This is a genomic window from Nocardia sp. NPDC051832, assembly GCF_040681285.1.
Lineage (GTDB): Bacteria > Actinomycetota > Actinomycetes > Mycobacteriales > Mycobacteriaceae > Nocardia.
In genome coordinates, this window is the sequence record NZ_JBFAYL010000004.1 from 290,213 (window position 1) to 301,994 (window position 11,782).

General features: G+C 68.1%; 14 protein-coding genes. 12 read left to right on the top strand and 2 right to left on the bottom strand.

Annotated elements, in window-relative coordinates:
- The first annotated feature begins 50 nt into the window (after positions 1-50).
- The 3 genes from AB0M14_RS26980 to AB0M14_RS26990 all read left to right on the top strand — a co-directional run bounded on the left by AB0M14_RS26980 (position 51) and on the right by AB0M14_RS26990 (position 2,786).
- The gene (locus tag AB0M14_RS26980; protein ID WP_364999575.1) at positions 51-998 is read left to right on the top strand and encodes a hypothetical protein; all 948 of its coding nucleotides are present in this window, start codon (positions 51-53) and stop codon (positions 996-998) included.
- 35 nt (positions 999-1,033) lie between these two features.
- The gene (locus tag AB0M14_RS26985; protein WP_364999577.1) at positions 1,034-1,735 is read left to right on the top strand and encodes a hypothetical protein; all 702 of its coding nucleotides are present in this window, start codon (positions 1,034-1,036) and stop codon (positions 1,733-1,735) included.
- A 163-nt stretch (positions 1,736-1,898) separates the two neighbouring features.
- Entirely contained in the window at positions 1,899-2,786 is an 888-nt protein-coding gene (locus tag AB0M14_RS26990) for an alpha/beta fold hydrolase (RefSeq protein WP_364999579.1), read from the top strand.
- Between the two features lie 2 nt (positions 2,787-2,788).
- Here AB0M14_RS26990 and AB0M14_RS26995 read toward each other — a convergent pair whose 3' ends face one another.
- Complete coding sequence (locus AB0M14_RS26995; protein ID WP_364999581.1) at positions 2,789-3,532, bottom strand: arylmalonate decarboxylase; 744 nt, start codon at positions 3,530-3,532, stop codon at positions 2,789-2,791.
- A complete protein-coding gene (locus tag AB0M14_RS27000) occupies positions 3,529-4,092 on the bottom strand; it encodes a TetR-like C-terminal domain-containing protein (protein WP_364999583.1) in 564 nt (187 codons plus the stop codon). The genes AB0M14_RS26995 and AB0M14_RS27000 overlap by 4 nt, the downstream gene beginning before the upstream one ends.
- 79 nt (positions 4,093-4,171) lie before the next feature.
- Here AB0M14_RS27000 and AB0M14_RS27005 point away from each other — a divergent pair, with 79 nt between their 5' ends.
- From AB0M14_RS27005 to AB0M14_RS27045, 9 genes are all read left to right on the top strand, one after another.
- Positions 4,172-5,065, top strand: coding sequence for a DUF4437 domain-containing protein (locus AB0M14_RS27005; protein ID WP_364999585.1), 894 nt, complete (start codon positions 4,172-4,174; stop codon positions 5,063-5,065).
- A 100-nt stretch (positions 5,066-5,165) separates the two neighbouring features.
- A complete protein-coding gene (locus tag AB0M14_RS27010; RefSeq protein WP_364999587.1) occupies positions 5,166-5,516 on the top strand; it encodes a DoxX family protein in 351 nt (116 codons plus the stop codon).
- A 34-nt stretch (positions 5,517-5,550) separates the two neighbouring features.
- Positions 5,551-6,318 carry a class I SAM-dependent methyltransferase gene (locus AB0M14_RS27015; RefSeq protein ID WP_365000490.1) on the top strand — a complete coding sequence of 256 codons (768 nt, stop codon included), beginning with the start codon at positions 5,551-5,553 and terminating at the stop codon, positions 6,316-6,318.
- A gap of 139 nt (positions 6,319-6,457) precedes the next feature.
- Positions 6,458-7,495: a methyltransferase gene (locus AB0M14_RS27020; RefSeq protein WP_364999589.1), complete on the top strand. Its 1,038-nt coding sequence runs from the start codon at positions 6,458-6,460 to the stop codon at positions 7,493-7,495.
- 1 nt (position 7,496) lies between these two features.
- The gene (locus tag AB0M14_RS27025; RefSeq protein ID WP_364999591.1) at positions 7,497-8,255 is read left to right on the top strand and encodes a glucose 1-dehydrogenase; all 759 of its coding nucleotides are present in this window, start codon (positions 7,497-7,499) and stop codon (positions 8,253-8,255) included.
- An 8-nt stretch (positions 8,256-8,263) separates the two neighbouring features.
- Positions 8,264-9,514 (top strand): beta-ketoacyl-[acyl-carrier-protein] synthase family protein, encoded by a 1,251-nt coding sequence (locus tag AB0M14_RS27030; protein WP_364999593.1) that lies wholly within the window; start codon positions 8,264-8,266, stop codon positions 9,512-9,514.
- A 3-nt stretch (positions 9,515-9,517) separates the two neighbouring features.
- Positions 9,518-10,735: a ketosynthase chain-length factor gene (locus AB0M14_RS27035; protein WP_364999595.1), complete on the top strand. Its 1,218-nt coding sequence runs from the start codon at positions 9,518-9,520 to the stop codon at positions 10,733-10,735.
- Between the two features lie 16 nt (positions 10,736-10,751).
- Positions 10,752-11,006: an acyl carrier protein gene (locus AB0M14_RS27040; RefSeq protein ID WP_364999597.1), complete on the top strand. Its 255-nt coding sequence runs from the start codon at positions 10,752-10,754 to the stop codon at positions 11,004-11,006.
- Complete coding sequence (locus tag AB0M14_RS27045) at positions 11,003-11,767, top strand: cyclase family protein (protein ID WP_364999599.1); 765 nt, start codon at positions 11,003-11,005, stop codon at positions 11,765-11,767. The genes AB0M14_RS27040 and AB0M14_RS27045 overlap by 4 nt, the downstream gene beginning before the upstream one ends.
- The last annotated feature ends 15 nt before the right edge of the window (positions 11,768-11,782 follow it).

Sequence of the window (11,782 nt, forward strand, 5' to 3'; positions counted from 1 at the left end):
GAAACGCCATTCCACTGTGGGAAACGGCGTTCCCGCCATGGGGAGTCACCATGACCCTTAGACGCGCAGTCCGCACCGCCGTCGCCGCCGCCCTCATCGCCGTCACGGCCGCCGGAACCGCTACCGCCGGCACCCAGATTTCGGGGAGCGTCGACATCCGTTGCGCCGCAGGCACGTTGCACCAGGACGCGAGCTGGTACCTGCCGGACGGCAAGCCCACCGCGATGGTCTGGATCCAGCACGGTTTTGCTCGCAGCAACGCCCAAATCGGCGCGCTGGCAGCCAGTTTCGCCGACGCGGGCTACCTCGTTTTCGCTCCCAGCCTGCCGTTCATGCAGCTCCAAGGCTGCACGCTGCAGAACCTCGGTGACAACAACGCCTTCCTGCACAATGTGGCCGAATTGTTCGGTACCGCTACCGATCCCGCCGGGGCGCTCGCGGCCGGCCTGGCCGCCGCCGCCCGGCGCAGCGGCGTGCCCGTCCCCGAGCTGCCCAGCGACCTGGTGTTCCTCGGTCATTCGGCAGGCGCGGAAGCCGTCACCTTCGTCGCGGACCGGATCCGCAGCACCCATCCGGAGACCTTCACCGGGCTGCGCGGCGTCATCCTGCTCGACCCGGTGAAATCCTTCATCGGCGACAACATCGCCCGCGCGCTGACCGGCCTGGACCCCACCGGCCTGCCCATCCTGACGATCTCGGCCGCGCCCGCACTGTGCAACAGCTTCGGCATCGGCACCACCGCCGTGCAGTCACTGCGCCGCCCCTTCGTCGGCATCCGGCTGCGCGGCGGCGTGCACACCGACGCCGAAGGCGCCAGCTCCGACCCGCTGGGCACCCTGTTCTGCGGCACACCCACGGCGGCCAACGCCGCGACGCTGTCCACCCTCGCGCTCGGCTGGACTGGCGACTTCCTCTCCGGCGCAACCGGTTCCACGGAGCCCCGGGCCCGAGCGCTGCTGACCGGCGGCGTGGCCGCGGATCTCCTTCCCGGCTCGTAAGGCCGGTCGATACCCCGAAAGCGAGAAACCAGGCGATGTTCCGAAACCTGCGTTCAATCCTGGCCGTCGCCACTGTGCTCGCCGCGGCCGGCCTCGGGCTCACTCCACCGGCGGCCAGCGCCGAGCCTTCGGAGGCGGAAACCGCCGAAGCAGAGGCCTTTCCGCAGCTGTGCCTGCGCACCCAGGTACAGACCGCGAAGCTGCGCATGCTCAAATTCCGCCGCCAGGGCGGCACCCTGTCCGAGGTGCCCTACACCGACCTCGCCGCCTTCGCCGCGTCCAAACCCCAGGTCCAGCCACTCACCGTGACCAGCTACGTCACCTACGACGCCAACCTTCCGAAACAGGTGCGGTGCAAAGGCAAATCGGCCGACCACCTCACCGACGTGTACGGCTCCGCCGTCGCCGGTCCCGAGGGCGCGTGCGCCGACGTCAACCGCGTCACCCTGCGCCAGGTCTCCCGATCGCTGACACCGGAGGAACGCAAGGCCCTCGTCCACCGTCCGAACAAGGTCGTCATCGACCCGGACACCCCCGCGATCACCGGCCAGGACTGGCTGGCCGACTTCCCGGTCGCCACCAAGGACGCCGGAGGTAACCTGCACCTGCCGTCCAAATCGCTACTGGTTCCGCTGGACACGCCAGGTATCCCGGACGCCTTCAAAGGACAGCACTACTGCACCCTGATCACTCCCGAATACCTGAAGGCATTGCTGCTCGGCACGGTGCGCCCCTGAGCGCGGCGCTGATACAGCAACAAGTCCTGGGGCCGATCACCGATACCGTGGAGGCGCGGCAGTGTCGAAAATTCCGCACTTATCAGCACTTCTGGTTCCATCGCTGCTGGCCGCGTTGTTGTCCGCGGGCCCGGCGACGGCACAGCCGCATGATTCCACTCGGGTGGCGAGTTCCGTGGACATCGCCTGCGCAGGCAGCGTCCTGCACCAGCCGGCCGACTGGTATTTCCCCTCGGGGACGGCACGCGGAGTGGTGCTGCTGGTGCATGGTTTCGGCGCGAACAAAGACCTCTATCGGGACCTCGCCGACCGGCTTACCGGCGCGGGCGCGGTAGTCTTCGCGCCCGACCTGCCCGCGATGGACCCGCGCGGTTGCGCGCTGTCCAGCCTGCTACCCAATCGCGCGTTCCTCGACAACGTGGCGGACCTCTTCGGCACCGCGGCCGACCCGGACGGACCGCTACAGCGGAGCTTCCGGAGCGCCCGGAACCACGCCGGCCGGCCCGATCTCGCGCTGCCCGAAAACCTGGTCTTGTCCGGCCATTCCGCGGGCGGCGGCGTCGTTCTGCACCTCGCCCAGCGGCTCGCGGTCGCCCACCCCGCCGGCTTCGCGCGCCTGCGCGGTGTCCTCGCACTGGACCCGGTACGCGGCATCGACACCTCGGTGACCGAGGACGCGCTGCGCGCCCTGGCGGTGACCGACCTGCCCATGCTGACCATCGCGACCCCGCCGTCGCTGTGCAACAACGGAGCCGACGGCACCGAGTCGATGCAACGCCACCTCCCCCGTCCCTTCCTGGGCGTGCGCGTGCTGACGGGCAGCCATGCCGACGCGCTCGGAACCGATCTGGGCGCCGTCGGCGAGATAGCCGGAATCATGTGCGGGACAATCCGGCTCGGCAATTTCACGGCGACGCGGGATCTCACCGTGGCATGGACGCTGGACCTCTTGGACGGCACCCGCACCGATGACTACCACCCGGGCGGGGCGTACTACGAAATGTTGCGAACCACCGGCGTCATCGAGACCATAACCGGCGCACTCCGATGAGATCAGAACTCCCGTAGCAGCCGCCCCGCGCCTTCGACTCGATCGTCGAATCCGTGCTCGCGCAGTGCGTTCCAGAGGGTGGCGGCGTTGATGGCGATCACTGGTTTGCCGAGCTCGGTTTCCAGCCGATCGGCCAGTGCGACGAAGGACAGATTGGTGCCGACTTGGACGATCGCGTCCACGTCCGGACCATCGATCTCGGTGACGACCGCTCGCAGACGATCCTCCCGGACCCGGGCAATGTCCATCGCGGTCGGACAGCGCAGGCCGGTAATCGCCGAGACCTCGAACCCGGCTTCGGTGAAGAAGCGGCCGACCTCCCGGTCCGCGATCGGCTGATACGGGGAGAAGACCGCGATCCGGCGGCAACCCAATTTGCGCAGCGCGGCCCGGCAGGAACTGGCGCCGGTGGTGACGGGCAGGCCGGTGCGGTCCCGCAACCGCTGCTCGAAGGCCGCGTTTCCGGCGACGCCGCCCCAGAACGTCTCGGCCGACATGCCCATGACCATGCGGTCGGGTTCGGCGGTGAGGACATCGCGGACAGCGGTGTCGATGGCGGCGCGGATCTGGCCGAGCAGGCCCTGGAAGTCTTCGTCGTCGCCCATCACCGGGTTCGGGATGTACATCGAGCCCGCGCGGTAGGTGACGCCCGGCAACGCGGCGCGCCAATAGTCGTGCTCGACAACGGTATTGGTGCTCGGGACGATGACGCCGAAGACGGCTCGGGAACCCCCCACATTGGTCATCGCGCACTCCCCGCGCCGAGCCGGGCCAGCACATCCTCGACCGCGTGGTGCGCTCGCTCGCGGTCGACGCGGCGATCGAGCAGCAGGGTGTCGACCAAGAGCGGGGACACGATCGCCAGGGTCGCCTCTTCCACGTCCGCGACGCCGAGCGCCGCCAGCGCGGCACGGAATGGTTCGAGCAGGTCGTTGACGTAGCGGTGCCGCAGTGCCGTGCAGGAGGGATCGGCCGAGGACGCGGTGACCAGAGCCCGCAGGAAGGCGCCGACAGGCTTGTCGCGCAGGCGATCACACAGCAGGTCGGTTTCCGCGTGCAGGTCCGCCGCCAGATCGCCGCTGGGCATGGGCGATTCATGCGGAGCCACCGCGATGAGCGCGGCGAGGAAGTCCCGCGGCAGCGGCCAGTGCCGGTAGATGGTCGTGCGCGCCACGCCGGTGACGGCGTGCAGCCGCTGCGGCGTCAGCGCGGCCGCGCCCTCGGACAGCAACAACTCCAATGCCGCTGTGAGCACAGTGGTTTCGGTGTCGGCGGCAGGTCCCGCCGGACGCCCCGGTCCAGTCATGGAAATTTACGATACACCTTGTCCTGGTTATTGATAAGCACTACATTCTGTATCGTAAATACTTCGCCAAGGAGGACCGATGCGTCCACATGTAGAACTCATCGACGAACGCGACCTGATCGAGCATGTAGCCGAGTTCGAGCACGGCGCCGGAAACGCGGTGCAGCGCAACCTGAGCTACGACGAGGAGGACGGATCCGCCTCCCTCAAAGTCCGATTCACCAGCGACTGGTCTCGCCCGGCGGGCGTACACCATGCCGACACCGAATGGTTCGTGCTGTCCGGCCGGCTCACCATCGGCAGCACAACCCTTGAGGCGGAGGGCTTCTGGACCGCGCCCGCCGGCGTGTGGACACCCCCGCTCGCCGTCACCGCGGGCACCGAGATTCTGCTGTTCCGCGAACACGCCGACTGGCGCTTCGATCCGGCCGACAGCGACCGCGACGGTCTCCGCCCCGACCAGAAACTCGTCGTCCTCGACACCGCCGCCATGCCGTGGATCGACGTCAAGGACGGCAGCCCGATGCGCTTCGACCTCGGCGGCACCCCCGTCCCCGGCCTCTACATCAAACTGCTGCACCGAGATTCGGAAACCGGCTTCTACACCCGCCTCATCAAAGCCAAGCCCGGCTGGCGCGAAGAACCTCTCGCCCACCACCCCTGCTCCGAAGAGGCCTACTGTCTGGCCGGCGGCTTCGGCTACAACTTCGGCAAGATGTGGCCGGGCACCTACTTCTGGCGCCCAGCCCTGATCCGGCACGGCGACTTCACCGCCGACGCAGACACCGGCTGCACCTGGATCGTCCGCTCCGACGCCGACCTCGTCGACTGGTACACCGACAACGCGAAAGTCGTCATGTCCGGCGACGCCACCAACTGGGGTCCCGAATACCCGCAGAGCCTCACCCCGCGCCTGGTCGAGCCGGTCCGCTCCCGCTCCATCGGCGCCTGGGACAACCCCGCCTACCAATAACGCCTGACACCCGGTACCAGTCCAGGCGAAGCGGCGACGAGCTCAGTGTGCGCGGCCTACAGTTGGTCCAGTTGACCGCGAGAACATTCGAGGAGACGTCTTGTTCATCGCCACGGTTGTCGTATCGATCTTGGTTGCCGCCTTCTTGTGTGTCTCCGCCTTCCTGAAGATCACGCGTAACCCGCAGATCGTGACGTCCATGTCAGCGGCAGGCGTGCCGGACAGCTGGCTCAATCCGCTGGCGGCGGTGCTGGTGGCGGGGGCGGCCGGATTGGTGGCCGGGTTGTGGTGGGCGCCGATCGGGGTCGCGGCGGCGGCGGGGCTGGTCCTGTACTTTGCCGGAGCTGTCGGAGTCCATGTCAAAAGCAAGGATTGGCAGAACATCGCCGTGCCGACCGTAGTGCTGGTGCTGGCGGGAGTGGCGCTGGCATTGCGCGTCGCCTCGATGTGAGCCGGCGGTGTTCGATGGGCGGCAGATCAGCACGATGCCGCGGGGTGGTCCGCGGGCTTCGTGGCTGAATCGGCGGTTCGAAACCGATCGGCTCGAGTTCACCGATCGCTATGACCTGCGGGATGAGGTCAAGCAGGGGGTGATCGCGGCGCTGGATCGCGGTGGTGCGCGGCTGGGGGTTCATTCCAAGAGTGCGCGGCTGGCGTTGGAGCTGGTCGCGGGTATCGATCATCCTCGAATCATGGAGATCGGCGCTGGGCACGGCCGGGTGTCCGAGCAGATCTTGGCGCAGCACCGGACCGCGCAGATCACCGTGACCGACCTCGATCCCGTCTCGGTGGACCGGATCGCGGCGGGACCGCTCGGCAGCGATCCGCGGATCCGGACCGGCGTGGTCGACGCCACCGCGATCGACGCTCCGGATCAAAGCTATGACCTGATCCTCTTCGTCGACGGATTTCACCATCTACCACCGGAATTGGCCTGCCGCGCGATCGCCGAGGCTACCCGGGCCGGTCGGCGGTTCCTAATCGTCGATGCGCAACGGCCGCCGACGGCGGCGCTGCTGCTGTGCTTGCCGCTGATGGTGCTCATGATGGTGACGCTGGCCTTGCGCTTCGCCGCACTGCCCGCGGTACCGGCTGTCGTGCACGACGCGGTCATCAGTCTGCTGCGCTCCTACAGCCGAGCGGCCTTCGTCGCGCTCGGACAGGCCGCGCACCCGGATATCGCAGTCGAATTCCCTAACGACACAACGCCCTTCGCGTTCCTGCTGCCAGTCGTCTACGAACGAACCAGCTAGCTTCCGCCACCACGACGCGCCCGGTCGCGTCGATCTGAAGCGCGTCTGCCTGCGACTGAGTTCCGCTCGAGCCGCGGTTGACTCCCGCTGGAGCCGGCGTCGTCAGGATTACGGCAATAGACCGTGAGGAAGGCAAAGCATGACGCGCATCCCTGAACTCCAGTCCAATATTTCTCGGATCAAAGAGGTCGCCTGGGGCTTGGTCTCGACAGCGGCGCTGGTCACGGCCGTCGACCTCGGCGTCGCCCAGGCGCTGGCGGCGGGACCCCGATCGGCGGCAGATCTGGCCGCGGAGCTCAACGCCGATCCCGGCGCGCTGGCACAACTGCTGGACGCGCTGGTCGCACGAGAGATTTTCGACAAGAACGAAGACGGCGCCTACGCCAACAATGCCCTGTCGGAGTTATTGCGCGACGACGATCCGCACAGCATGACCTACCTGGTTCGCTGGATCGGCCATCCGCTCTTCTGGCGGCTCTGGCCGCACCTGCCCGGGGCGGTCAAAGCAGGCGAAGCTCAATCCGCCGAGGTGTTCGGCGACGACTTCTTCCGCTATCTGCACACCCATGAACCCGAGGCAGTGTCGGTGTTCAACGCGGCGATGACCCAGGCGAGCACGCACACCGCGGACGCGGTGGTGCGGGCCCTCGGCCTGTCCGGCGGGGAAACGGTCGCCGACATCGGCGGCGGGCAAGGGCGGCTGCTGCGGACCGTCCTGGAAACTCACCCGGCTGCCACCGGGTATCTCCTGGATCTGGATGGAGTTGTCGCCCACGCCCTTCCAGAACTGCGAGCCGGCGGGTCACTGGCGGACCGAGCCACCGTGCTTGCCGGGGATTGTCGCGACGATATCCCCGTCCGAGCCGACGTCTACGTCCTGAAGAACATCCTGGATTGGGATGACGAGAGCACCCTGAAAACCCTGGCGAACGTGCGGCGCAACGCGAACCCCGGCGCCCGGGTCCTGGTGGTGGAAACCCTCACCGATCACACGCCCGAACCGGTCGTCACCTCCGCGCTCGACCTGCTGCTGCTCCTCAATGTCGCTGGGCGCAAACATAGTTCGCATCAGGTCGCGGAACTCTTCGAACGCGCGGGCCTCACCTTCACCGGCGTCGAGGCGACCGGGACGTTCCTCTCGATTGCCGCGGGCACCGTACCGGAAGGCGGTCGCTGACATGGGAATTCGACTCGACGACCGAGTGGCACTGATCACCGGCGCCGCATCCGGCATCGGCGCCGCCGCCGCGGTGACGCTCGCCGCGGCCGGCGCGCGGGTGGTACTGGCCGACGTGCAGGACTGCGCCGAGGTCGAGCGCACGGTGAAAGACGCAGGCGGAGAATCGATCACCGTGCGCGCCGACGTTTCGCGCGCCGGGGACGCACAGTCCATGGTCGAGTGCGCGGTGGACCATTTCGGGCGACTCGACTACGCGTTCAACAACGCGGGTGTGGAGGGTATGGCCGAGCGGGAGATCCACGAGGCCGACGAGCAAGCGTGGGACCACGCGCTCGCGGTCAATCTCAAGGGTGTCTGGCTGAGCATGAAGTACGAGATCCCGGCCATGTTGCGCGCCGGTGGCGGGGCGATCGTGAACGGCGCCTCGGTCGCCGCCCTCGTCGCTTTCGACAAGAACGGATCCTATGTCGCCAGCAAGCACGCGGTGGTCGGGCTGACCAAGACCGCGGCGCTGGAGTACGCCGAGCTCGGGATCCGGGTCAACGCGGTCTGTCCCGGCGTCGTGCGGACCCCGTTCCTCGAGCGCTTCACCGGCGGCGCTCCCGAAGTGGAGGCCCGATACACGGAGATCGTGCCGATGAACCGGATGGCCGCGCCGGAGGAGATCGCGAAAGCGGTGCTGTGGCTGCTGTCGCCGGAGTCGTCCTATGTGACCGGCCACGGCCTCGTGGTCGACGGCGGCCTGGTCGCGCGGTAGGGCCGGCGATGCGACGGCGTGTGGTGATCACCGGTTTGGGCGTAATGTCGCCCGGCGGCATCGGGGCCAACGAGTTCTGGAAGCTGCTCGGCGACGGCCGCAGCGCGACGCGGCGGATCTCGCTGTTCGACCCGACGCCGTTCCGCTCGCAGATCGCCGCCGAAATCGATTTCATCCCAGCCGAACACGGACTCGACGACCCCGACGCTGCCCGGCTCGATCGCGCGACCCAGCTGGCACTGGCGGCAGTTCGTGAAGCCACAGACGGCGGGTCGACCTTCGATCCGTACCGCACGGGCGTCACTATCGGCACGGCGGTCGGCGCGACGATGGGCCTGGAGCGGGTGTACCGAGCGGTCAGCGCCGAGGGCCAGGATTGGCTGGTCGATCACCGCCTGGCGCCCGGACATCTCTACGAGTATTTCGTGCCCAGCTCCATCGCTACCGAGGTCGCTTGCCGGGTCGGCGCCAGAGGCCCGGTCACGGTGGTGTCGACCGGATGCACCTCCGGCATCGACGCGGTCGCCCATGCCGCCGAACTCATTCTGGACGGTACGGCCGATGTGATGATCGCCGGTGCGACCGACGCGCCGATCTCGCCGATCACCACAGCGTGCTTCGATGCCATCCGGGCGACGACGCCACGCAACGACGACCCCGAACACGCCTCGCGCCCGTTCGACCGCACCCGCAACGGCTTTGTCCTCGGCGAAGGGGCGGCGATATTCATCCTGGAGGAATACCACCTCGCCCGCGCACGCGGCGCCGACATCATGGCGGAGATCGCCGGCTACGGGGCGCACTGCAATGCGTTCCACATGACCGGATTGCGCCCACACGGGCGGGAGATGGCGGCGGCGATCACGGCGGCGCTGGATCGAGCGCGCGTCGGTCCGCACGAGATCGATTACATCAGCGCGCACGGTTCCGGCACCAAGCAGAACGACCTGCACGAAACCAACGCGGTCAAACGCGTTTTCGGCGCCCGCGCACACGACGTTCCGATGAGTTCGATCAAGTCGATGATCGGTCACTCGCTCGGCGCGATCGGTTCGCTGGAAATCGCGGCATGTGTGCTGGCGATCGGCGACAACGTGATTCCGCCGACCGCGAATCTGCACGAGCCGGATCCCGAGTGCGATCTCGACTATGTGCCGGTGACCGCGCGCGAGTGGCCCACCGACACCGTGCTGACCATCGGCAGCGGTTTCGGCGGCTTCCAATCCGCCATGGTGCTGTCCGGACCGGGCAGGTTGTAGCCGATGGCTGCGCGAGCGGTAGTCACCGGACTGGGCGTCGTGGCGCCCAACGGTCTCGGGGCCGAGCGATATCTGTCGGCAATCCTGGCCGGAGCGAACGGAATTCGGCCGATCAACCGTTTCGATCCGGCACGGTATCCGACTCGGCTGGCCGGTGAAGTCGTCGATTTCGTTGCCGAGGAACACCTTCCGAGCAGGCTGCTGCCACAGACCGACCACATGACCCGGCTCGCCCTGCACGCCGCCGACCGGGCGATCGACGACGCCGGCATCGCGACCGCGTCGGACGACGGCTTCGGCGTCGGCGTGGTAACCGCCAGCAGCGCGGGCGGTTTCGAGTTCGGCCAGCGCGAACTACAGAACCTCTGGAGCAAAGGCGGCGCCTATGTCAGCGCGTATCAATCGTTCGCGTGGTTCTACGCGGTCAACACCGGGCAGATCTCGATCCGGCACGGCTTGCGCGGCCCCGGCGGCGCGCTGGTCGCCGAGGACGCCGGCGGACTGGAGGCCGTCGCCGGCGGTCGCCGCCTGGTCGGCCGGGGCACGCCGGTCGTTGTCTGCGGCGGCGTCGACGGCATTGTCTGCCCGTGGGGCTGGGCCGGCCACCTCACGCGCGGACAACTCAGCGACTCCGCCGATCCCGTCCGCGCCTACCTGCCCTTCGATGCGCAAGCCAGCGGGTACGTGCCGGGTGAGGGCGGGGCGATGCTGGTCGTCGAGGACGCGGAACACGCGGCCCGGCGCGGCATCACGCGATGCTATGGCGAAATCGCCGGATACGGCGCGACATTCGATCCACGGACCGAGGACCCCTGCGGGCTGCGCCGGGCGATCGAATCGGCGCTCGCCACCTCGGATTCGGCTTGCTCCGATATCGACGTGGTCTTCGCCGACGCCGCGGCGACCACCCGGCTAGACAGCGCCGAAGCGCGGGCGATCAGCGCGGTGTTCGGCCCGCGTGCCGTTCCGGTGACCGCACCGAAGACGCTGATCGGCCGCCTCGGCGCCGGCGGCGCCGCGCTCGACCTGGCCACGGCGCTGCTTTCGTTGCGCGACAACGTTATTCCACCCACTTACCACGTCGCCCCGGCCGCGGACTACGACATCGATCTGGTGGTCGACGCCGCGCGGACCGGGCCATTGAACGCGGCGCTGATTCTGGCGCGCGGCCACGGCGGGATCAATTCCGCCATGGTGGTGCGCCGCCCGATCCCCCGATAGAACAGGAGCAACCCGCATGGGACTCAACGAACTCATCGCGATTCTGCGCCGCTGCGCCGGTGTCGACGACCAGGTGGTCCTCGATGACACCATCGTCGACACCGACTTCGACGCCCTCGGCTACGACTCCGTCGCCTTGCTGGAGGTGACCTCCGATATCGAGCGAACCTGCGGCATCAAACTCGGCGACGACGCCATCGGAACCGACAGCACCCCGCGTGAGGTGCTGGCGTTGATCTCGGCGACCTCGACCGCCCGAGCCGAGCAATGAACTCCGGAGACTGGGCCCGGATACTCGCGGGATCGGACTTGCTCGACCTGTCCAGCGATATCGGCTCCCACGCCGAAGGACCGTTCAGCACCCGCGTCGAAGCCCTGGAGCCCGAGCCGGGCGCCGCCTTCTTCTGCGAGAACGTGCTACCCGAGATCGCCGCGCACGCGGTGGGCAGGTTGCGCGCGGCGGACTTTCCCGACGGCGCCTTCCTGCGCCACGAAATGGTGCACGCCTCGGTGCACGCGGGCTCGCACATCGACGCGCCCGGCCACTACGGTCCGGCCGCCGACGGCGTCCGCCGCGATATCGACGCGGCGCCGCTGCGTTCCTTCCTCGGTCCCGGCGTGCTGTTCGACGTGGCGGCACTGGACAGCGCGGTGGTCACCCGGGCCGATGTCGAGCTGCCGGAAGACACCGCGCCCGGCGCCATCGTGTTGATCCGGACCGGCGGCGACAAGGCGATCGCGCCGGAGGTCATCGACTATCTGCTGGACGCGGGCATCGACGTGATCGGCACCGACGGCGCCAGTTTCGACGGTCCGTTCGAGCCGATGATCGAACGCTTTCTGGCGGACGGGGACCGCGCGGCGCTGTGGCCCGCGCACGTGCTCGGCCGGCGCCGGCCGTATTACCAGATCGAACGCCTGGCGAATCTCGACAAGCTGCCCGCCACCGGGTTTTTCGTCATCGCGCTACCTGTCCTGATCTCGGGCGCCACCGCCGCGTGGACCCGTGCCATTGCCGTCCTACAACCCTGAACAGAGGGCACCCAC